Below are 23,953 nucleotides of genomic sequence, written 5' to 3'. Positions count from 1 at the left end.
TTATGTTAGTGCACCTAATCGATTAATGTTAATGATACTGTTAATGCTAACGTTAATGTTTATGTTATGGTAAAATATATATATATTTTTTTAGGGGAGGGTTTTGTATGGGACATGTTTGGGCTGTTAGTACAAATAAAGGCGGGGTTTTGAAAACGTCAATTACTACAAACCTTGGTGGAATTTTAGCTGAAAAGGGTTATAAAGTGTTAATTATTGATACCGATAACCAAGGAAACGCCGCACTTACTTTTGGCAAAAATCCAGACCTGTTTGAAAATACAGTTTATGATGTATTGATGGGATTAGCTGCTGAAGCAGCTATTATTAATGTTTATTCTGATTCAAAAAGTAAGGGTTTGATTGATTTATTACCTTCTAATGATGATATGGCATTTTTAGAATTTGATGTTTTAACTCAACAGGATTTATATAAAAATCCATTTCATTTATTGGGACAAGCAGTTAATCATTTAAAAAACAAATATGATTACATACTTATTGATTCTCCACCTAATCTTGGCTTAACAGCTGGAAATGTTCTCTCGTTTGCGGATAGTGTGTTAATACCATTTCAACCAGAAAATTATAGTATGAGATCTTTAGTGAAAATTTTACAGGCTATTAGCAATTTTAAAACTGAAAATAATAGTAATTTAAATGTTTTGGGGGTTGTTGCAACTTTAGTCGATACAAGGACTACACTGCATGGTCAAGTTTTACAAGAGTGTCGGAAATATTGTTTAGAAAATAAAATTTCTATGTTCGAAACTGTAATACCAAGATCTGTTAGATTTGCAAGTTCAGTTGCATATGAAAGTTTACCAGCTACACTTTCGAGTGATAAAAATAATAAAGTTGTATTAAGCTATCATGAGTTATTAGACGAAATTTCAGAGAAGGGTAGTGAATTAATTGGCTAGAAAGAATAGAAATTTAGCTTCTTTTGCTGATGTAGCTAATACTAATAATGAACAAGAGAATAATAACCAGGTTACTAAAGAAGTAGTAAATGAGAGTTTAGAAAGTGAAATCAAACCAGATGGTGTCTCTGTAAATGATGTTAATAATCAAGTCATTGAAAATAATGATATAAATAAAGATGAAAAAAATAATAGTAATGGGGATATTATAAGTGATCTAATGAAGACCCAGAAATATGAAGAAAAGTATGTTATGAAAGGAATTTATGTTGAGAAGGATTTAGCTGCGATTTTAGATAAACTTGGTAAAAAAGGAGGCCGTGGTGCAAAAAGTAAGATTGTAAATGAGGCTTTAAGAAGAGTATTTAAAGAATCGAATTTGATTTAGTATACTTATTTTAAATTTTAAAAGAAAAGGGTCTGCGGAAAATCTTGTGTAAGTAAAATCTGATAATCTTCGCAAGGCAAGTAATAGATTTAGAAAAAAGATTTACCGTAAAAAATAATAAAGACTTTTACCATAAAACAGGATAAGGCAATGCAGAAGTGCAACCTGAGCGGTTTTATGGCTTTTACCCTAAAACGGCCGGACTTGATCTGTCCGTTATTTTTTCTCCGTTTTAGGGAAAAAAAAGCGATATTGGAATCTATACACAAAGAAATTTTTTATCAAATGAGTGAGATTTCTTTTGTGAAGTTATCTTGATTTCTGTTTGTCTATCAAAAAAATGATTTTTTTCGAACAAAGAACGTCTTTGGAAAGTAATAATCAGCTCGTTCATGTTTATCCAATCCAAAATGAATATAGAGTTTGCTCTTAAAAGAGACGGAATTTTCATTCCTTTCTGACTTTTTTATAATTTTAGTTATCAACCGGTTGATATGTGAGATTTAATCTTGTATTCTATGAAACAAGATTAAATGAAGCGCTTACTACTTCCCGGTGAAAACACCTTTTCAGTCCATAGCGTGTAATTGATCCTGTTTTCTATTCATTTTTTAAGGATTGAAAAAACCAGATATCGCAAGGTTTATACCCTTGTTTGATATCTAAATTTATTTTAATACGAGGAGGAATTAGATGATAGTAGAACAACGAACCTATGACATCAACCCTGGTACACCGCTAACGGATTTCCTAAGTAACTACGAAATGCTCGGCCTCGAGGTACAAAAGAGGATTCTAAAAGGCTTTCTTGGTTATTTTACTAACGAATTTGGAACACAAAACCAAGTCACCCACTTCTGGGCATTTAAAGATCTGGAAGATCGACGAGAGAAGCGTGCTGAACTTGCTGCATCTCCAGAATGGCAGGAATGCATTTCAGTAGTACGACGAATGATAGTCAGATGGGAAAACAAGATCATGTACCCGACCAATTTCTCACCCATACGTTCACTCCCTATAGCTGTTAACGATACGAATACAGCTTTCGATATTGACTGAATATCCTCTCGGAGATAGAGGGTGGTGGGGGTGGTTTGAGCAAAGGAACACACGGCCAATAGATCTAACAAAGCACTTAAGGACAGATTAACGAAGCAAATTTTCAGAAAAATCCTTATAGAAGGAATTTATAATATTTTTAAAAAATCATTGAGGCACACGACTCAACTTAAAAACGGAATCATCAAAAACACCTACCACTAGTAAGAGGATTTGATAGTTAGGAGAGAACAATGAACTTATATGCTTTGCTTAAAAATCGGACGAAGGAGTCAGGTCCTATTCGAATCGGTTTGATTGGTGCAGGAAAGTTCGCGTCAATGTTTCTCACTCAAGCAGTGAATATGCCTGAATTCCATGTAGTGGCTTTAGCTGATTTAGATACGTCACGTGCAAAAGATGCACTCTTGCGAACAGGCTGGGATATGAGTCTTGTGACGACTTCGAATGTGCAACAAGCTGTTATTTCAGGGCAGACAGCAGTTACCGATGACTCAAGAGAACTCTTAGAAAATGAAGAAATCGAGGTCATACTGGAAATAACCGGAAATCCAATAGCTGGCGTGCGACATGCTCTTTCTGCTATTGAGAACGGAAAACACATTATCATGGTCAATGTTGAAGCTGATGTTTTGGCCGGACCAATCCTAAAGGAAAAGGCCGACGCAGCCGACGTGGTTTACTCTATGGCCTACGGAGACCAACCAGCTTTAATTTGCGAGATGGTGGACTGGTGTCGGGCGTCTGGTTTTGAGGTAACAGCTGCTGGGAAGGGAACCAAGTATCTACCAATATATCGTGAATCAACGCCAGATACTGTATGGGACTACTATGGCTTTAGCAAGGAACAGCTGGCTACTGGCGATTTTAATCCCAAGATGTTTAACTCTTTTCTAGATGGGACAAAGTCAGCCATCGAAATGGCTGCTGTCGCGAATGGCACTGGGTTGAGACCTCCTGAAGAAGGTCTCAATTTCCCACCGGTATCTACAGATGAACTGCCCACAAAACTACGTCCGGTAGAGGTAGGCGGTGTCCTATCTTCTAGTGGGACGGTGGAAGTAATTTCGAGTTTGAATCGAGACGGATCTGAAATAGCTAATGATCTTCGATGGGGCGTTTACGTTACTTTCAAAGCACAAACTGAATATGCCGCTCGATGTTTCGAAGAATACGGCTTCAAGACAGACCCGAGTGGAATGTATGGTTCGCTATATCGGCCTTACCATATGATTGGCATGGAGCTTGGAGTCAGCGTGGCTTCTGCTGTTCTCAGGGGCGAACCAACAGGTGCTCCTTCAGCTTTCGCTGGTGACGTTATTTCCGTTGCAAAGAGGGATCTCATGGTTGGAGAAGTACTTGACGGAGAGGGCGGATATTGCGTAACGGGTACTTTGGCGCCAGCGAGTAAATCGTTAGCGAATAATGCTCTTCCGATTGGCTTAGCTAGTGGAGTAAAAGTGATACGTCCCGTGGCTGCTGGAGAAATAGTCAGGTGGTCTGATGTTGAGCAACCAAAGGATTCTTCAGCACTACGCCTTCGTAAAGAATTGGAACTCCGTGTAAGAGAGGTGGTCTGATGCATACATTGTCAGTTGTGGGTCGAGCATTAGGAAAAATCCCTGGTGCTCTAATGATAATACCCCTTTTTCTCGGGGCGATTATAAATACTTTCTTTCCTGAAATTCTGAATATTGGAAGTTTTACTACAGCTCTATTCAAGAACGGTACTGGCGCGTTATTGGGGTTATTCTTTTTTTGTATGGGGGCTCAAATAAGCTTCAGGGAAACTAGTGTAACTCTCGAGAAGGGGGTCGCAATCCTTATAGGCAAAGTAGGAATCGGAATCGCCTTCGGTCTAGGTGTGGCTTTCTTGATTCCAGGAGGCGAACTTTGGACCCTTACCCCTCTGGCAATAATTGCTGCCATGACAAACTCTAATTCAACGCTCTATGTTGCATTGACAAAACAATATGGCAACTCAAGCGATCGGGGAGCAGTTTCCGTAATTTCGATGAATGATGGCCCCTTCTTCACGTTGGTCGCTCTTGGTGCAGCTGGACTAGCGTCCTTCCCTGGTGAAATGCTAGTAGGAGCGCTCCTGCCTTTGTTTCTCGGATTTATTGCAGGCAATCTAAGTAAGACCGCAAGAGAATTTGTTCGACCAGTGGAAATGCTGCTGATCCCATTCTTGGGGTTTGTCGTTGGAGTAGGGATTGACTTCGCGACTTTCGCGGAAGCTGGGATTCCTGGGGCACTATTGGGTGTTGCTACGGTTATTTTTTCTGGAGGAGCTGCGATGGGAATGCTTTGGCTTGTGCACGTAATTCGACGCCGTCCAAAACCCGCCAGAAACCTTATCTCTGGTACAGCAGAAGGCACAACTGCTGGCAATGCAATTGCGACCCCAGCTGCTGTTGCATTAGTGGATCCAACATTTGCTGGAATAGAGGCTCTTGCTACGGCTCAAATTGCCGCTGCGACGGTAACGACAGCCTTACTCATCCCCTTCGTAGTTTCTTATGTAGCTAGCTGGCAAGCGCGGAGAGGGATTGGTCCGCAACAGGAAGATGAATGGAATTTCGGTTCACCCCAAGTGGATGCCGAATACGAATTAGTTAAAAAGGGAGGATAAAATTATGACGATGAATGCTAATTTAAGGGAAAAGTTACAGAAAGGCGAGACTGCTTTTGGTCTTTGGGTAACTTCTGAGGAACCAGCAGTGACCGAAGTCGCTGCTCTACTCGGAATTGATTGGATTTGCGTCGATCTTGAACACGGCTATATTGACTATAAATCGGTAGCCGGACACCTGACTGCTGCCAAGGAATCGGATATGTCGGTTTTCGTTCGGCCTCCGAGTCAAGATTTAGAGCCGATTAAACGCGCCCTAGATATGGGAGCCCACGGAATTATTTTGCCGTTGGTCGATAGTGCAGAGGAAATACGACAAGCATATCAGCACTTTTACTATCCGCCGCTTGGTCGTCGCGGTCTTGGGGGAGAGCGCAGTGGCAAATGGGGTTTAGGATTAGGTGAATATGTATCAAGCGCGAATGACGAATTAATGTTTGTACCAATGATTGAAACCCAAAAGTCTTACGATAATTTGGATGAAATCCTTAATGAGAATGTCGAAACGATATTCCTAGGGCCTGGTGATTTGTCAGCGAGTCGGGGTGCTGTAGGTGAATGGGAAGGTCCAGGTGTGGCTGAAATGAATCTTGATATTCTTCGTAGAGCTAAGGACCGTGGAATTTCTTCAGGAATTGTAGCTCGGAGTACTGATGAAGCGATATTGCGTCGGGACCAAGGATTTGGTATGGTTTCTTTAGGTTCCGACATCGGTTTGATGATTAGGCAAATCAGGTCTATGGCGGAAGCCTTAGGTAAAACAAGCGTCGGACATCGCTGGTTTTAAACGCTGAAGCTAGAATATCTTTTTTAACAACGAACAGGAGAGGTTAGCAATGGCTCATGTAAAAACGACAGTGAAGTTTGATCCCGTTAATCCTAGTCATCGGAATTCGGTTGCAGATACAGTCCAGCACATAATTCAGAATATTCTTTGTAATCGTATTGAACCTGGGGGGAAATTACCTTCTGAGAGACAACTTGTCGAAATGCTTGGAGTTACTCGCTCAACGCTCAGAGAGTCACTCAAAACTCTCGCGCTACTTGGAGTTGTCCAGATCCATCAAGGCGACGGAACATATGTGAGTACCGAGACGTCCTCAATGTTTCCCAAGGTTGTTTCGTGGGGGATGTTATTAAATACTACCGAAGCTAGGCAACTTATTGAGGCTCGGCTGTACCTAGAAACGAGTCTCGTCGAATTGGCCGCTATCAGGAGCACAGAATCTGAACGTGCAAACTTGGTTGAACTTCTAAAGCAAATGGAAAAGGCTAGTGATGCTCAGGAATTTGCGGATTTTGACTCTGAGTTTCATCTTGAAATAGCACGTTCAGCTAAAAATCTTGTGTTGTCATCTACTCTCGAAAATACTAAATCGCTTCTTCAAGCGTGGGTTGAACGAGTCGTTGAGAATTCAACGAATCGTAATTGGGTGAATGAACAACATACTCAAATTTTAGAAGCGATCGAGAACCAGGATCCAGTTGCGGCTAAAGAGGCCATGAAAGCTCATTTGCAAGAGGTAACTAATAGGTTGCTGTCTTCGCTTCATGATGCCGAATCCGGTGAAAAATAACACTGTATAAAAATCCTTCAAAGGACAGCTTACAATTACAATTTTAAGACAAAAGCTACAAAAAAAGGAATCACCTTAACCAAGTATGAGGTGATTCCTTTTGATTTAATCCCGAAAAATCCCATTCTATCAAAATTCAAAAGGTGGAAGTCACAATAAAATCCACTGATTCACCTTGCTAGAAGATTACTACACAAATAAATTACTATCTCTAATCGGGTCCAATTCACATGATCATTTAATGGAGTTGGATCTTCTCGTTTATCTTTAAATATTAATGTTTACTATTCAAATATTGAGCTATTGCCTGTCTATGTTTTGCAAAGGCGGGGGAACGAATGTAAGTTTTTATACAAATTCATACATTCGTTAAAAACGAAAAATCCACCTATACAAAAGGTGGACTAGCTTTTTATTATTCATTTTGCCTCAAAGTTCTAAGGGTTTACTCACCTACCATACCATCACTATCATTATCGCGCATATAGGGGTATAACCAATGGTCACTCGTTATTGGCATACTAAAACCTGCTGCTTTTGCTTCTTTAATCGTCACTTGTCCATTACCGTTTGTATCAACACTAGAAATATCACCGTTTGTATTTGGACTAGTTGAATCAGAAGGCTCGCTGCCTGTTAAACCGAGTGATACGTTTACTTCATCAGGGTTCACATTGTCAAATGTATCAACGATTTCGTTACCCATTAAAGTATAGGTATACTGATAACTTGAAGGAATCTGCGTTTCCGTATTCGGATATGTGATAATTGCTTCAAAATTAGTAGCTCCACCTGCGCTGCGGATTACGTCTTCCATATAAGCTTGATCACCATGTCGGTTGAGCGTACTATCTTGTGGGGTAATATTATAAGCATTCGATACCCCTCCGAGAGAATCAGCAATGATATGTCCTTCATCTAAAACGTCACTTTCGACACCAGAAACCTTTGCCTCATCAGAATAGTATCTGCCAGACGATAATACAGGTTCGTTACCATCATCTTGTAGAATGATTTCGTCAGCAATGACACGTACTAGTTGCCCGTATTCATTAGTAAATGCCCAGTATTCACGATCCCCATAACCAATGTCAACGACGACGTTAGGTTCACGATATCCAGACAAATCACCACCATCAACTTCAATAAGTTTGTATCCTGAAAACAGTTCATTATTTGGGTGGGGTGGTGTTTCCTCTACTACCGGTTTATCAACAACGGCAGTGATAGTTTCTTCTTGTGGATCTGTTTCTACATCTGTAATGGATGCATCATCTACGTTAGTACAACCAACCATAAAGATAATCGTTAAAAGTAAGATTAAATAGTCCACTTTCTTTTTCATTTTAGGACTCTCCTAGAATAGTTTTACACTGTTCATTCCAAGATTAACTTTATTTCAAAAAACATACATTCAACAACAATCACAGTTTGTTGATACCGAATCAGGTTGCTTTGGGTCGAAAGAAACAGTAGAAACGGCAGGGACTTGTTCTTTTGAATATATATTAATTAGCTTATTTCGAGGTTATGAATAGTGAGAATGATAGTTTCATTGTACCTATTAAACGAAAACACCGGTAGTTCTTTTGATAAATTTCCACATATATCCAATAAATGGTTTTGATTTGTTGATGAAACGACAGAAATCTATATTATGCAAAAGGATAGGGAAAATTTATCTAAAGGCTCTCGATTATTATGTGAAAATAAATATGAAGAACAAGAAAAAGACTTGGTCAGATATAAAACCAAGCTTTTTACGTTCATTGCTTATTTTCATCGTCCTGTTGATTTGAATTTGATGCAAGTTCTAGGATTAGACCTCCTAAAGCCAATGCAGCAGGAGCCAATACAATTTGAAGTGTTTTCCCCCAAAAACGCGGATCTTTTAACATTTTCTAAATCCCTCTCTTGAGTTATAATAAAATTACAATTTGTTTTAATAATTATATAATAACACATTGTTTTAAAAAAACAACAACAAGTTTTAATTTTTTTAAAACAAAAAAGGAGAAGTAAAATGAATAATCCATATTCTTTGTTGCTAAAGGAGTATATTTCTCAATCTGGATTGAGTTTAACCGAAATAGAATATGAAATGAGGAAAAGAGGGTTAAGCAAGAATAAAGCATATTTAAGTAGCCTTCAAAATGGGAAAATGCCACCACCACCTTTAAATGTAACCCATGCTTTATGCGATATTACAGGTGGAGATCCTTTACGGTTATCCCTGACAGGGGTTCTAATGGAAATTTCTGAACAGGATTTCTTTTTAATAAATAAAGATACGAATAAAGTTTCTACTGCGGATGCGATTAAAGAAATTATTGTAACAACAATTGCGACATTAATGGATATTAACAAATATAAATTAAGTCGCCTCTTTAGTGATTCATTTATTAAGAATGGTATAGAGTTAACTGAAGAAGACGCGCTAGAAGCGTTAACATATAATGATGCAAAAGAAGTCCTAAACCAGATTATGGAGGATATTACTCTTAGTAAGATAATAAAAGAAGGTACAAAGTCATTGGAGGAAGCAGCAGAAATAGTACAGCACACAGCTAGGAACGTAGAAATTAAATTTGAGGAAAAAGGTCAAACGGTATCTGGAATTTTAAAAGAAAAAACAACCATATCAGATGCAAATTATTTAGAAGATGAAGTAAGTGATGAGGAATTTGATTATATGTTACATTGTCTAGTGGTTTATCGTAAGCTTAACTTAAAACCCATTGAATAGTTAATAGGAGAGCAGCTTCTTAATAGCCTACTGCTCTCCTATTATATTGTTAAGAAATTTAAACCCACCTACGAAGCATTTGAATAAATAGAGGATGCGTTTTTTGATAAGCTTATTCTAGCTATCCCAATCAAACATGCATCCTGTACAAATGTCATTCGCAACAACTCCACCACATAACTGACAACGATACGCCTGACTGTAGGATGGATTTACTGCAAATCCAATCCCTTTTGTTCTTGTGCGTACATAATCAAAGGCTTTTTTTAGTATCCCTAACCTCATTTAGTTATTCTATTTGCGGTCTATAGATAGCAAGAATTATCCCTAATTAGGGAGTTAAACGATCGCTGCCTGTATATCCAATGGCTTATTACAAAATAAATAACATTAATTATCAAAGTAATAATGAGTTTTATTATGGGCTAGAGTTTAATTTATGTTATCAGTATTACTGATGAAGAAATCCAAACTGATTTAATTAATTTTGTTTTATGGAGTAGTTGAAGAATTATCATTTTTTGTTGCTTTTCATTTATGGCAGCAAATGTTAAAATAATGTTAACTATATAAAACTAGGTTAACCTATTGATATATATAAATCCAATAGTTAACCAATAGTGAGGTGTTAAAGATGGCGGATAAAACTTTCGGTGTAAAGGTTAGCGAAGAATTACATGAAAAAGTAAAGGTTATGATTGAGAACAGTGGAGAATCTGCAAAAGAGTGGTTTGAAAAAGCTGTTGCTATTGCCGAATTACAGTCAATCAAACAGGGAGCGACGGATTACAATCAAGACCTGAACGAATTGGAAGTACATACTAGCCGAATTTATGAGCTTGTTTCTAATATGGTCCAACGATCTATCTACATCAAAGACGATGCGGTAAAGGAGGTTTCTGATAAACTGGAGCAAAAAGAAGCAATCATTGGTGAATATCAAGAGAAGGCAAAGTTGGCGGTAGAGGAATCAAAACAGACTAAGGAAACATTGAAAGTGGTAGAACAGGAAAAAGCAGAGGTGTTAAAGCAATTAGAAAATTTACATGCTACCAATGAAAACAATCAGCTCTTGATCAATGAATATAAAGAAAAAAATGATACGTTAAGTGGTTTGGTTACTAAATACAAAGAGTTTGCAGATGAAAACGAAAAACTGAAAGAGCAATTTTCTCATGAACGTGAACTCCTAAAATCTCAGGTGAAGGAAATCAGTAATCAAAATGATGAACAGCAAGCCGAAATTAAGGACTTGAATCAACAGCTGGAATCAACAAAGAACAATCATGCTATCGAGTTGGAACGTCTTATTGAGAAAAAGGACTACGAAAAGGATAAGGCAATCCTAGAAGTAGAAAGAGAGTACCAGCAAAGGTTGTTGAAGTCTAATGAGGAATACAACGAAAAGATAAAACAAATGTACGAAGAAATGAATGCTATGCGTAAAGAATATGAGGAAAAAATCGAGCAACTGAAACAAGAAAAAAACGACAAAGATAAAAAGGGCAGTTAACTAATAAGTTTATATTTATATATACGTTAACCTGGTTATCAAAGGTTAACCTCTAATGGGCGGTCAAAAGATTGCTCTTTTTTGTGAACTTTTTGTAACGATGTTGTGACATTAAAGGAATAGCTACCCTTATTCCGGAATTTTAACAGAGAGTTTTTCCATTCTATCCCTAACGCTTCATGATTTTACCCTTCATTTTTACCTTCAAAAGGAGATTGTAATTTAATGATAATAACACCAGAATTAGTTGCTCAAGCAATTCATACTATTAACCGCCATGCAAAAGTATCAATCGATCCCTCAGAGGGGTTATATCAAATAAAAAAATCGGCCCTAGAATTATTAATTAAAACAGGACATGCAAAAAAGATAGGGTTAGACATTTATACCAATCCTCGTACTGGAGAAAAACAAACATTATCTTCGGTTCGAGTTGGGGATTATTACTTTCATACACTTCCAACAGAAGCTGATTTTGATAAACTATCCTATATAAAACGTGGCGAAAAACACCATAATCGTAGAAGTCACATGGACCTTTCACTAGCAAGTTATATTATTAGGACATATCTTAAAAACCGAAGTTCTTCTACTCAAAATAAGTCGCATGGGTATTCCTCCCTAATTCCGTCTCTCCAAGAGCAAAAAAAACAAGTTAGAGGAATTTCACAATGGATTTGGAGATAAACAGAGGAGAGAACGATATGAAGGTTACTGTTGAAGATGCAGTGTTTTTCCTGGACATGATTGATTCGGTTTGGAGTCCAAAACATTGATTCTTACTGAACAACTAAACTGGGGGATATGTCGAAGAACAAGTGGGAATAAAATTTTTATTAACAGTAAAATTAACATTAATATTAATATTAATGTTAACTTCAGTTTACCCTTTAGATAAAGAAAAGAGACACTCACATCATTTATAAAAAGTAGCTCCTTTTTGCTATTATTGCACTTCTAAAGTCCTTTTATATTGTTCTGAACCATCGATAATAAATGGAGTATTAAGGGCTTTAGATATTTTAAAAAGAACATCGTAGTTGGGATGACATAATCCAGATTTAGATCGTTCTATTGTAGATTTTGCGACTCGATAGCATCAGCTAAGTATTGTTGACTCCACTCGCTCCGAAATATAAGGTAATTAAATTACTTTTTAAAATAACACACAAAACAATATAATTTATTATTTACTTTATCAAGTTATTATGTTATCTTGTTTGTAGATGGATATAAGGTAAAGGAGTGTGGTAAAATGAAAACGGTTTTGATTGTTGGCGGTAGACGTAATAAAAGTTTTGATAAGAAAGGTCATGAAAAACAACTTAGGATAATGCATCATCCAGCGCATGTAAAACAAAAGAAAAGTAAAAAATACTTTGAAAGTATGATAAAACAATCAGATTGTATTATTTTATACACCGATGCATGTTCACATCAGAATATGTGGGATATCCGCGAGTTATCTAAAAGCCATCAAAAGCCAATTGTCTATCCAAAAGGAACAGGGACTTCGCAAGCATTACAGTTAGCTAGGGAAGCCATGGAAAAGAAGCAAATTTGCTAGGAATTTTTTTTATAACAATAAAATAAAGGTAATTAAATTACTTTGTAAGATAATGAAAAAAGGAGATGTTGTGATGAATAAATCAGTAAGTAGTGTGTGGAGAGCAGTCGATTTAATGAGAGGATCAATGGATGTTACAGTGCAAAAAAGAATTATTGCCTCTTTAATTTTGCTAAAGGCTGCGGATAATCATCTTGAAAACGTGTATCTTCCGCCTCAAGCAAAGTGGAGTGAAATTATCTATCAAGGACAGCCAATGAAGGATAAAATTTTAAGTGCATTTTATGAACTAGAGAACAAAAATGAAAATCTAAAGGGAGTTCTGTTATTCCCAGAATTAAAGAATATAGATGATGAAACGTTTCAGCGATTAATACCGTTAATCAATCAAATAGATATCTCACAAGAAATCTTAGGGGAAATCCTTTTTAGTTTTGCATCAGAAGAAGGAAAAATAGGAGGCGAGTTTATAACACCAAAATCACTTTCAGATTTGCTGCCTGCGCTTCTTGATATAAAAGGTGGTGATATCTATGATGGTACAGCTGGTGTTGCTCAACTTCTAATTGAAGCTGGTAAATATGCCAGTCAATATAACGGCAAATATCATCTTTGGGGCCAAGAGATAAATGAAAATACTTGGGCCTTAGGAAAAATAAATTTAATGATTAGTAACATTGATCATAAAGTCAAGCTAGGAGATACTCTTTCGGAGCCTGCTTTTGTAAATGAAGGTAAATTAAGAACATTTGATTATGTGGTCATGAATTTTCCTTTTTCATTAAAAGGATGGGGACGAGAAAAAGCTGAGTATGATCTTTATAGACGTTTTTTGTATGGTATTCCAAGTGAAGCAAATGCTGATATGGCATTTGTGCAACATGCATTAGCTTCATTAAATGTAAAGGGTAAGGCTGCAGTTATAGTTACACATGGCACCTTATTCCGCGGAGGAGCTGACCGTAAAATTAGGGAAGCGTTTATCAATGAAGATATAATTGAAGCTGTGATTGGTCTCCCAGCAAATCTCTTCTATTCTACAAACATTTCGGCTGCCATTCTTATCTTAAATAAAAACAAATCTCCTGAGCGAAAGGGGAAAATACAGTTTATCAATGCAGAAAATGATTATGAAAGAATAAGGGGTCAAAACGCCTTAAGAAAAGAAGATAAAGAAAAGATCCTTCATGCTTATCATAACATGGAACAAATTAAGCAGTTTAGCACAATTGTGGCAATTGATGATATTGAAGAAGGTAATCTTCATTTTGGACCATACTTTGAAGTAGATGAAGTGGATAGTATATTTGGACCTGTGCAGGTAAATAGAAAAATATATGAGAAATCAAACATAGAACAAGTTGAACTTAGTGAATTAGTTGAAATGTTTAGGGGGATGAATACGCCGCCTAAAAAAGACCTTGAAAGACAAGGGGATTATTTTTTAATTCAGCTTGCGGATATACAAGACGGAAATATCCTCTTTAACCAACTCACACCTGTAGACTTGGATTCAAAAAAGGCAAGAAATTACGAAGTTGAAGAAGGTGACCTTATTTTATCAAGTAGGGGGGCTACAATAAAAATTGCAGTTGTACCTCAATCTGATAAAAGGCTGATTCTATCTCAAAATTTTATTGGTCTTCGGCCAAGGAATGGAGTAAATTCTTACTTCATAAAAGCATTTCTAGAAAGTCCTATTGGAACTTACTATATTTCCTCCAAGCAGAAAGGAACAGCTGTGGCAGTATTAAGTGTAAAGGATATTGAATCGATACCTGTTCCAAAAATTGATAAGAATACTCAAGACAATTTAGGTGAAATGTTTGTAAGTGCTGATGAAGAACTAATAAGAACAATAAATAAAGCCAGAGAAAAATACATTGATAGCTACTATAAGCTATATGAGCAAATGGGGTTACACAAAGCATTTAAAGAAGTTGATGATACAAATTAGAATATTTATAGTTTAAGTATTGAATCAATCAGAACAACAATAGAAAAAGTGAGGGACTTAGCATGACTGATTTAAACTCAAAATTATTTAGTGCCGCAGACAACTTGCGGAGCAAGATGGATGCATCAGAATACAAGAACTACTTATTAGGATTAATCTTTTACAAGTATTTATCTGATAAGTTATTAGAAAAAGTTGTTGAAATAGCAGATGAATCACTAGAAGAATACAACACACAAGAAAAACAAACTCATTTGTATACGGAGTTATTAGCTGATACAGATATAAAAAATGACTTGATTGAAACCTTAAATGATACATTGGGCTATGATATTGAACCAGAGTATTTATTCAATGTATTAAACAATCAAGCTAAACAAAATACGTTTCAATTGAATGATTTGAATAAAGCCTTTATTGATTTGTCTACAAAATATGATCAATTTAATGGATTGTTTGATGATGTGGATTTGAAATCAAAAAAACTGGGGTCAGATGATCAACAGCGAAACATTACTATTACAGAAGTCCTAAAGAAACTAAATTACATTGATGTGATTGGACATAATGGCGATGTCATTGGGGATGCCTATGAGTTCCTAATTGGTCAATTTGCTTCAGAAGCTGGTAAGAAAGCTGGAGAATTCTATACGCCTTCTGAAGTATCTAACATGATGGCTCGTATTGCTACGATCGGACAAGAAGACAAAAAATTGTTTAGCGTATATGACCCAACCATGGGGTCAGGTTCCTTAATGTTAAATGTTAGAAAATATATAAACCATCCAGATAGTGTAAAGTACCATGGGCAAGAGCTAAATACAACAACCTATAATCTAGCGAAGATGAACTTAATCTTGCATGGCGTTGATAAGGAAGATATGCGTTTACGCAATGGGGATACATTGAATAAAGATTGGCCGACAGATGAGCCTTATACGTTTGATTCAGTCCTTATGAATCCACCATATTCCGCAAAATGGTCTGCAGATGATACATTTTTAGATGATTCACGTTTCAATCGATACGGTAAGTTAGCACCAAAATCAAAAGCTGATTTTGCTTTTCTCTTACATGGGTTCTATCATTTGAAAGATTCAGGAACAATGGCAATCGTTTTGCCACATGGAGTACTATTCCGTGGAGCTGCAGAAGGTGTGATTCGTAAGAAATTATTAGAAGACGGCAGTATTGATACAGTAATTGGAATGCCAGCAAATTTATTCTTTGGAACATCAATTCCGACAACAGTTATAATCTTGAAGAAAAATCGTGCAGCTCGTGATGTTTTATTTATCGATGCAAGTAAAGAGTTTATAAAAGGAAAGAACCAAAATAAAATTTCCAAAGAAAACTTTGATAAGATTGTCGAAACGTATAAGAAGAGAGAAGATGTAGAGAAATATGCTCACGTTGCCACTTTTGATGAAATCAAAGAGAATGATTTCAATTTGAACATCCCTCGATACGTCGATACCTTTAAAGAGGAAGCGCCTGTTGATATGGCTGCCAAAGGAGCAACAATACAAGACATTCGAAAAGAAAAAGCTGAACTAGAATCTAGTTTGTATAATACTATTTTATCGCTACAATTTGATGAGGTTAATGCAGAGTGGATTAAGGGAGCATTAGAGGTGTTTAATCGTGGGAGATAAGAATTCACCAGAAATTAGATTTCCAGGGTTTAGTGGAAAGTGGGAGCAAATGAAATTAGGTGAGGTTGTTGAAATTAAAGATAGTGCTAGGATTTCAAACACCTTATGGGTATCAAAGGGAGTACCATATTTACGTTCAAGCGATCTAGCGAATGATGAAATTGTAGGAGAGCTTTTTATTTCTGACGAGACATACCAATCGTATAAGGATAAGACAGGTGCTCCTGAAAAAGATGACTTGCTATTTACAAGTGGGGGTAAAGTAGGTGTCACTTATCATAAAATTGATGATAAACCAGTTTATGTTCAAGGTGGAAGTATATTATACGCTAAAACATCTAAATCAAATAAACTTAGCGGTATATATCTGAAGGCGTTCTTTTCCTCTCCCATGATGACAAAATATATTGAGGGAGCATCGACTGGATTAACGATTAAACATTTTACTTTAAAGCCGGCTAATGCTGCTCCAATTCCTATTCCTTCATTAAAAGAGCAAAACAAAATCGGGGAATTCTTCAAGCAAATAGATGACATTATTGCCTTTCATCAGCAAGAACTATCCATCCTCGAACAAACAAAACAAGGATTCCTCCAAAAAATGTTTCCAAAAGAAGGGGAGTCGGTGCCAGAAGTTCGTTTCCCAGGATTTACAGGAGAGTGGGAACGGCGTAAGATGGGTGAAATATTAAAAGTTAATTCTGGTAGAGATTACAAACATTTACAACAAGGGAATATTCCAGTCTATGGTACTGGCGGATACATGCTTAGTGTAAATGATAAGCTTTCTGATGAAGATGCTATCGGAATTGGTAGAAAAGGAACAATAGATAATCCACAGTTATTAAAAGCACCTTTTTGGACAGTAGATACATTGTTTTATATGACTACCAAAGGAAAAAATGATTTACTATTTTGTTACTCATTGGCAAACAAAATTCATTGGAAAAAGTATGATGAATCGACTGGTGTTCCTAGTTTATCTAAAAATAGCATTGATAAAATTTCTATCAGTATTCCTACATTGGAGGAACAGATGAAAATTGGTAACTTCTTCAAACAACTAGACGATACTATCGCTCTTCATCAACGTGAATTAGACGCCTTGAAGGAAACGAAAAAAGCATTTCTACAAAAGATGTTTGTATAAGTTAAGTAGAGGGGAGAGGCAATATGACAAAGATACCACATAATGATGAAGTTGAAGTGGAACGTCGGTTGATTGAAGTGCTAGGAGAAGGGCATAATCAGTGGAATTATCGTCCAGATTTAAAATCAGAAGAAGACCTATGGGAAAACTTGCGTAAAATAATCATGCAAAATAACTTATCAGAAATTGGGGAACATCCCATTTCTGATAAAGAATTTGACAATATTAAAACAGAATTACTAACGAAAACAAGGACTCCCTTTGATGCTGCTAGATGGCTCAAAGGGGAGAACGGAATTGCTCGTATTACAATTGAACGAGAAGATGTTTCTCTAGGTTCAATGTCGTTGATGTTGTATTCCAATCAAGACATTGGTGGCGGAATCTCTACATACGAGGTAGTTCATCAGATAGCCAAACAAAAGGTAAACGATGATGGTCGTGATCGTCGATTTGACGTGACACTCTTAATCAATGGCTTGCCAATTGTTCAAATTGAATTGAAACAGGTCAGTGCCAAAGATGGTGTGTTCCAGGCCTTTAATCAAATCAAAAAATACGCAGAAGAAGGGATGTTTAGAAATAATATCTTCTCTACTCTTCAGTTATTTGTTATTTCTAACGAACAAACTACTCGCTATTTTGCCAATGCAATGCCAAAAGATATGCATAGGAAATTTGTTTTTAGCTGGCGGACAACGGACAATCGAAAAGTAGAAAATCTCTATGAATTTGTGAAACAAGTCTTAAATATTCCAGATGCTCATCGATTGATTGCACATTATACAATTGTTAGTGAGGACCAAGACAACAAAGCTTTAATGGTGTTAAAACCGTATCAAATTCATGCGATTGAAGCCTTATTTACATCTGCCATGAAGCATGAATCTGGTTATGTTTGGCATGCGACTGGTTCAGGAAAAACGTTGACAAGTTTTGTTTCTACGAAGTTATTAGCTCGTAAATCAGGTGTAGATCGTACCATTATGCTCATAGACCGCAAAGATCTGGATAATCAAACTACTACTGAATTCACCAAATTTGCTTCCGAGTTTAATACTGGTATTTCTTCTGGTAATGCCAAGTCTAATAGCTTGATTGTAGGAACGGGAAGTGCGAAAGAGCTAAGTAATACTCTGCTATCTGATACAAATTCTAATACAGTGATTATTACCACTCGTCAAAAGTTAGAATCTGCCTTGCGCTATGCTCAAAAACTAGAGGAACAAAAAGGCACTCAGCGCTTTAAGAAACTACTAGGGCAACATATTGTCTTTATCGTGGATGAATGCCATCGTGCGTTAAGTGCAGAAGGGATGGAAGGGATAAAGGGATTCTTTCCAAATTCAACATGGTTTGGTTTTACAGGTACGCCGATATTTGATGTAAACAAGAAACAAGCTAAAGGACGATTAGCTCGTACAACTCATGATCAATATGGGGAAGTCTTGCACACCTACACCATTAAGAATGCGTTAGATGATGGAGCTGTTTTAGGTTTCCAAGTTGAACATGAAGATACGATAGAACCAATATCCTTAAAAAACTATATTTTTAATCGCCTCCGTCAAAATGAAAAGTACGCAAGTTTTAGTGATGATGAAATTAACGACATTATCGATCACGTGGACGGAATGGAAAAGGAATCATACCTTGAACCATCTTCTTATGAAAGTGATGAACACATTCATAAAGTCATTCATAAAATTTTTCGCCCAGATAATGCCTATACGAAATTTGATTTCCAAAATGGCCGCCCACAAAAATCTGCAATTTTAACAACTAGTTCAATTGATATGGCGAAACGTTATTATAAGGCAATCAAGGAAATGACCAAAGATCCAGAATGGTTGACAAAAGAATTTGTTGGACAGCCGATCCGAACGGGTCGTACAATTGAAGATCCAGATTTCCCAAGGATTGCTATCACGTATTCCATACAAGAAAATGAAGATAATTCCAATCAAATTCAAGATGAAATGAAAGAAATAATCAAGGACTATAACGATTATTATCATACTGCTTGGTCATTAGAAGATATTGATAGATATAACGGCGATATCAACAATCGCCTAGCTCGTAAAAAGGGAGAATTCAAGGAATTCGGAAAACAAATTGACCTTGTTATTGTAGTGGATCGCTTATTAACTGGATTCGATGCACCAACGATTCAAACGTTATTTGTTGATCGTAATTTGAGTTATGCCAATTTAATTCAAGCCTTTTCTAGAACCAATCGTACTTATCCTGGAAAGACAAAGGGGTTAATTGTGACATTCCGAAAACCTTTTGAAATGGAACAAAATGTAAAGGATGCCACGAAGTTATATTCCCATGCTCAAGAGGAGACAAATCTTGTTTATCCAACGTATGATGAATCGAAGAAACGCTTCAAAAAGGCTCACAAAGTGCTCACAACGTTGGTTCCAAATCCAATCGATATTAATGAGCACTCACCTCTTGAAACCCGAATTGAATTTGTAAAGGCATTCCAAGAGTTGAACAATGCATACGAGGCCTTAGTTACGTATGATAATTACAACGATGATATGGAGAAGTCAAAAGTACTTGAAGAACAGGTGAAGACTTTAGAAGAATATATTGGCGTATACAACACGGTTAAGGGTTCACTAGTCGATGTAAGGCCAGATGAAACGGTACCAAATTTCACAGACATTGAATTCTATGGAGAAAATGCGATTAAGATTTATGATATTGACTCCACCTATATTGACCGACTATTAGAAACGTATTCAGCTAATAACCGGAATATCCGTGATGAAATCGAACAAGCACTTCAAAAGCTGAAGAAATCAGAAATTGTTAAAGACGTATACCGTGCCATTTTAAACGCTATTGATAACAAAGAAGTAGGTTTAGAAGAGGATATTCTTATCGTGAAACGACGCTTCTTTACTGAATCCTATAATAAAGTGATTGAAGATTTTGCGAATACTTGGTTTGTGGAAGAAAATGAGCTTCATTTATCCGCGATTCAATATGTGTTAGGAACAGACCCTATTCCGAATATCGGGGGAATTATTAACAGCAAGCAATTTGATAAGTATAAAGCCGTGCATCCGGATGCAAAACCACTAAAATACGGCCCAGAAATGAAGCGACAGTGGAGAAAGACATTAGATGAGGTCATTGTACCTTTGGATGATGAGTTAAGATAATCATTTTGAGAAGTTTAATAGTTGTAGGCCAACTGTGAGGCTGTAGTTGGTCCTACAACTATATATCAGATTAATGATAGTTATTAACTACTCTTCTCAAAAGCTTCAATTGCTTTGTCTACTATATTTTGTAAATACCAATCAAATTTGTTCCTATTACTAATTGTTTGGATTTTCGTAACCGGTCCTAAAAACTTAAAGCGCTCGAAGTTTTCAACAATTTCACTAATAGTGGTTACAAGATTGTGAATTTCATCCACCACCTCTTCTTTATCTAGATTTTCGTCCATATACGAGTAGTTCATGTCATTTCCCAAAGAGGCTAATTCTTCTAATAGCCTATGATAAGCGTCTTTATAACAAATATCCCTAGACTTGCCTAGTGCAGAAATAAAAAAGTCTGGAAAATCTTTTAAATCTGTAAGGTAGGAGAAATCGGGCTTCGGAAATTTAATGCTAGGATAAGATTTTTCGATTATTTTAGTACGTGGATCCTCGAAATCCTCAATAACTGTTCTTACATCCAAAGCCATTTGTTCAAGGATCCAAAGCTGATGTTCGAAACTTTTTTCCGAAAATAAATCTACTACTAAATCAGCTAAAATTTCTACTATTTCACAAAGATTGTAGCTTTCAAAATCCTGATTATTCTCATTCCAACGAAATTCCTCAAAGTTTGAATATATTCTTCCGCGAACAATGTTTTTACCTTCGTGATTTATCATAATACATAGATAAGGAAAATTATTAAAGAACGGATAGACAACATAAGAATAAGAATCCAATTCTGGGTAAAAACTCATTTGGTCTTCGTCTTCATAAGTAAATAGATATTTATTAAGTTCATTTATTTTCTCACCTTTTCCTAAATTCCCCATTATATTATTTATAGCTGCTAAAAAATCCATAAATAATACCTCCCCTGTTTTTGATTAAATTGCAAATAAGAATTAAAACTATTGTTTTTCTAATCCCTTTCTTAAATATTTAAAACATAAAAAAGCCCCTTTGAAAGGTTGGATATAGACACACTTATAGCGTCTATATCCAATCCTCCAAAGAGGCTTACAGTTTGATAGATAACCGCTGACTAAAAATAAATAGTCGCACTAAAAAATCCAGAATAATACTTTCTGTAACTATAAATTTAACAGAGTAATATAAAATAGTAAATAGTATTTATAAAAAACATATCTTAAAAGTGTCTATAAACTTCAAAACAGTAGATACATAACATTTCCGTTGAAATAATAAATGTAAAAAAATCTGGAATAGTTATCTGGAAAAATATAAAAATACTTGGTATTATTAATAATAAGTAAACTTCTACTTTCTAGTAGATGGGTGGCCCTCCAAATTAGGAGAAAACTCTGTTGTAGTTGTTATGCAGAGTAATAGACCATTGCCTACAGCAAGGCAGGGAAGACTCTATTTGGAGTATAAAGATCGCCCCACTACACGTATGTATATTTTTATAAAAAAATATTTGAGAGAACAACGAGCTTTTTATGTTATTTTACGTATAAAAAGGTCGTTTTTTATTTGCCCTTTTATTGAGTAATCATATAGGAAACTAGCATTACTTAATTGATGACTAATCATTACGTAGTAATTATGATTTCTTTTATGATTACTAGTGCAAAACCCTATAATGACACGGATATTTATGTGTTTGTCTTGGTAATAGAAAGTACGACAATATACGCCCCAACCTTGACTAAGAATACTATTAAAAAGGAGAAGAAATATGTCATATTTACTTAGCTTTAATTTATCTTACTTTTCTATAGGCATTATCGAATATTTATTCAAGTATCGTGGAATGACAGCTAGTCAATTAGCAGCTATGCAAAATCCACATGGATACTCTTTATCCCAAGAAAAGAGTATCTATAATTATTTATTAAAATTAAAAAAGCTTAATCTTGTGACCGCTACTCGATTACGGGATGGATATTCAAAAGGATCAATTTATTATTTAACGTCAGAGGGATATGAATATGCTAAGAATTGGCTAAATATTGAGGAAGGCCAAGGAGGAGATGGATGGATTTTTGGTAATGGATTTCCGTCCTTTGCTGATATCCCTTATGAGACTTATAAGCCACCATTAGAACAAACGACACACCATCTATTACAAATTGATTTTTTTGCTAAGGTTCGGCGATTACCAGCTACGCTTGTTGATCATCGACTAAATCTTTATAGTTCTGAGTATTTTGAAATAGATTCAGAAAAATATAGATTTAGACCTGATGCAGAGATTACATTACTTGATACTCTTCAAAATTATACAGTGGAAATCGATCGTGGAACAGAATCCCATGAGCAGCTTAGGAATAAGTTTAGGACATATCGTCAATATTTTGATTTTATTAGTAATGAAGGGATTGAAAAATTACCGAACGGTATTATTTTTGTTGTCGAAGAAAAAAGGAAAAACCATGGAATGAAGCGCAGGTGGGTTAATGTATTATCGGCGTTCTTTGCAGAAATTGGACCATATCATAAAAATGTTAATCTTATTATGACACCTATGGATAAAGTTGAAGAAGTAATATTAACAGAGATGGATCGGAAAATGTTAGAGGGAAAAGCCAGTAGAGAGGTTAGTCGGATTCTGGAGAAATCATATGAAAAAGTAACATCTTATTCATTTCGAGACAAAAAAGAGGTTGTTACGTCAATGGCGTACTCTCATGCAATAAAGGAAGATTCATATATTGTATATTTTAATGCAACTTCACAAATGTATGAAAGTAAAGTATACAGTCGCTTTTTTGAGTTTAAGGAAAGGCTTCTTAATAATGCACAATCATCCAAAGAGGTAGAAAATTTAGCATTTATAGGATGGAGCAAACAGATATTTTATGTTAACGAACCACCATATCTAGTAGGTAATTTAAGTAATTATAACCTAGATAAAAATATTCAAGAACAATTAATAGATTTTGATAGGAATGTGGAATTCATAAAACTAAAGTAAGTATTTGTTAAGAAAAGTGAACCAAAGTAACAACGGTATAGTGGAACCAAATCAAAATTGTTGTCATTGAATGAGCACCTGGCCAAGTAATATATGGAAAGGACAGGGGTCCTCCAAGTGAATACTTAGGATTTTTCTTCGCGTTACTACTTATTGCAGATAACTTCTTAGGCTTTATTTTCGGGTTCAATCTTTGTGACAAAACGGTTTACTAAAGAGGGCTCTCACAAACCTCTATACGAGTTTGTGGAGTTCACTTGTTGTATTAATATGCATAACTAGTTGATAAACGATTGTCTTCTGATGTTTATTAGATAGGGTTTTGGTAGGACCATATGATTCTTCATGGTTTGCCAATAGAAGTGACCGTTACAATGTCTATAAGAGAAGGAGACAGTTATGTATATAAAATCAATTTGTGGACCTTGAGAGCAATTTCTTTATTGATTACGGGTTATAACCTGCATTCCCGGAATTTATAACGATGGAGGTTCAACCCCAAGGGCTTGGTAGATTTCAATTTGTTTTTTTGTCATCTCGCCTAGGATGCAACCGTGTTCAGGCGCTTCAAACCGTTCAATCATGTCAAGTTCATCCAATAGTCCCTGTAGCGTCCAC

At 36.0% G+C, this 23,953-nt stretch carries 19 protein-coding genes and 1 pseudogene; 17 read left to right on the top strand and 3 right to left on the bottom strand.

All coding sequences use genetic code 11. The annotated features are described in order from the left end of the window. Positions 1-107: 107 nt before the first annotated feature. From LKW28_RS21470 to LKW28_RS21440, 8 genes and pseudogenes are all read left to right on the top strand, one after another. On the top strand, positions 108-923 hold the full coding sequence (locus LKW28_RS21470) for a ParA family protein (protein ID WP_229142463.1): 816 nt from the start codon (positions 108-110) through the stop codon (positions 921-923). Beyond that, the gene (locus LKW28_RS21465) at positions 916-1,311 is read left to right on the top strand and encodes a hypothetical protein (RefSeq protein ID WP_229142462.1); all 396 of its coding nucleotides are present in this window, start codon (positions 916-918) and stop codon (positions 1,309-1,311) included. The genes LKW28_RS21470 and LKW28_RS21465 overlap by 8 nt, the downstream gene beginning before the upstream one ends. 693 nt (positions 1,312-2,004) lie before the next feature. After that, positions 2,005-2,370 (top strand): NIPSNAP family protein, encoded by a 366-nt coding sequence (locus LKW28_RS21460; RefSeq protein ID WP_229142461.1) that lies wholly within the window; start codon positions 2,005-2,007, stop codon positions 2,368-2,370. Positions 2,371-2,603: 233 nt separating this feature from the next. Further along, on the top strand, positions 2,604-3,950 hold the full coding sequence (locus tag LKW28_RS21455; protein WP_229142460.1) for an NAD(P)H-dependent oxidoreductase: 1,347 nt from the start codon (positions 2,604-2,606) through the stop codon (positions 3,948-3,950). Further along, positions 3,950-5,005, top strand: a complete 1,056-nt coding sequence (locus tag LKW28_RS21450) for a 2-keto-3-deoxygluconate permease (RefSeq protein WP_229142459.1) — start codon at positions 3,950-3,952, stop codon at positions 5,003-5,005. The genes LKW28_RS21455 and LKW28_RS21450 overlap by 1 nt, the downstream gene beginning before the upstream one ends. A 4-nt stretch (positions 5,006-5,009) precedes the next feature. After that, the gene (locus tag LKW28_RS21445; protein WP_229142458.1) at positions 5,010-5,792 is read left to right on the top strand and encodes an HpcH/HpaI aldolase family protein; all 783 of its coding nucleotides are present in this window, start codon (positions 5,010-5,012) and stop codon (positions 5,790-5,792) included. Positions 5,793-5,841: 49 nt separating this feature from the next. After that, positions 5,842-6,078: pseudogene (locus LKW28_RS23325) on the top strand (FadR/GntR family transcriptional regulator); the annotation flags it as partial. 9 nt (positions 6,079-6,087) lie between these two features. Further along, positions 6,088-6,582, top strand: coding sequence for a FadR/GntR family transcriptional regulator (locus LKW28_RS21440; protein WP_229142457.1), 495 nt, complete (start codon positions 6,088-6,090; stop codon positions 6,580-6,582). Between the two features lie 445 nt (positions 6,583-7,027). Here LKW28_RS21440 and LKW28_RS21435 read toward each other — a convergent pair whose 3' ends face one another. Further along, entirely contained in the window at positions 7,028-7,927 is a 900-nt protein-coding gene (locus LKW28_RS21435) for a DNA/RNA non-specific endonuclease (RefSeq protein WP_229142456.1), read from the bottom strand. 421 nt (positions 7,928-8,348) lie between these two features. Then, positions 8,349-8,480 (bottom strand): hypothetical protein, encoded by a 132-nt coding sequence (locus LKW28_RS23070; RefSeq protein ID WP_267498099.1) that lies wholly within the window; start codon positions 8,478-8,480, stop codon positions 8,349-8,351. Positions 8,481-8,605: 125 nt separating this feature from the next. Between LKW28_RS23070 and LKW28_RS21430 the strand changes: the two genes are divergently transcribed. The 8 genes from LKW28_RS21430 (at position 8,606) to LKW28_RS21390 (ending at position 20,349) form a co-directional block, all read left to right on the top strand. Further along, a complete protein-coding gene (locus LKW28_RS21430; RefSeq protein WP_229142455.1) occupies positions 8,606-9,328 on the top strand; it encodes a hypothetical protein in 723 nt (240 codons plus the stop codon). A gap of 634 nt (positions 9,329-9,962) precedes the next feature. Beyond that, positions 9,963-10,841 carry a hypothetical protein gene (locus tag LKW28_RS21425; RefSeq protein ID WP_229142454.1) on the top strand — a complete coding sequence of 293 codons (879 nt, stop codon included), beginning with the start codon at positions 9,963-9,965 and terminating at the stop codon, positions 10,839-10,841. Positions 10,842-11,066: 225 nt separating this feature from the next. Beyond that, the gene (locus LKW28_RS21420; protein WP_229142453.1) at positions 11,067-11,528 is read left to right on the top strand and encodes a YkyB family protein; all 462 of its coding nucleotides are present in this window, start codon (positions 11,067-11,069) and stop codon (positions 11,526-11,528) included. 568 nt (positions 11,529-12,096) lie between these two features. Next, on the top strand, positions 12,097-12,408 hold the full coding sequence (locus LKW28_RS21415; protein WP_229142452.1) for a DUF2325 domain-containing protein: 312 nt from the start codon (positions 12,097-12,099) through the stop codon (positions 12,406-12,408). A 52-nt stretch (positions 12,409-12,460) separates the two neighbouring features. Then, a complete protein-coding gene (locus LKW28_RS21410) occupies positions 12,461-14,365 on the top strand; it encodes an N-6 DNA methylase (RefSeq protein WP_229142451.1) in 1,905 nt (634 codons plus the stop codon). Between the two features lie 62 nt (positions 14,366-14,427). Then, positions 14,428-16,020 (top strand): type I restriction-modification system subunit M, encoded by a 1,593-nt coding sequence (locus tag LKW28_RS21405; protein WP_229142450.1) that lies wholly within the window; start codon positions 14,428-14,430, stop codon positions 16,018-16,020. Continuing rightward, positions 16,010-17,170: a restriction endonuclease subunit S gene (locus LKW28_RS23185; RefSeq protein ID WP_324255059.1), complete on the top strand. Its 1,161-nt coding sequence runs from the start codon at positions 16,010-16,012 to the stop codon at positions 17,168-17,170. Before LKW28_RS21405 ends, LKW28_RS23185 begins: the two co-directional genes overlap by 11 nt. A gap of 23 nt (positions 17,171-17,193) precedes the next feature. Beyond that, positions 17,194-20,349, top strand: coding sequence for a type I restriction endonuclease subunit R (locus LKW28_RS21390; RefSeq protein ID WP_229142449.1), 3,156 nt, complete (start codon positions 17,194-17,196; stop codon positions 20,347-20,349). A gap of 83 nt (positions 20,350-20,432) precedes the next feature. Here the strand turns inward: LKW28_RS21390 and LKW28_RS21385 are convergent, their stop codons facing one another. Next, on the bottom strand, positions 20,433-21,257 hold the full coding sequence (locus LKW28_RS21385) for a hypothetical protein (RefSeq protein ID WP_229142448.1): 825 nt from the start codon (positions 21,255-21,257) through the stop codon (positions 20,433-20,435). An 839-nt stretch (positions 21,258-22,096) separates the two neighbouring features. Here LKW28_RS21385 and LKW28_RS21380 point away from each other — a divergent pair. Beyond that, positions 22,097-23,335 carry a replication-relaxation family protein gene (locus tag LKW28_RS21380; protein ID WP_229142447.1) on the top strand — a complete coding sequence of 413 codons (1,239 nt, stop codon included), beginning with the start codon at positions 22,097-22,099 and terminating at the stop codon, positions 23,333-23,335. The last annotated feature ends 618 nt before the right edge of the window (positions 23,336-23,953 follow it).

This window comes from Bacillus sp. REN16 (assembly GCF_020731355.1).
GTDB lineage: Bacteria > Bacillota > Bacilli > Bacillales > Bacillaceae_L > Ferdinandcohnia.
Note: the sequence above shows the minus strand (reverse complement) of the source record. Positions and strands in the feature narration are given on the sequence as shown.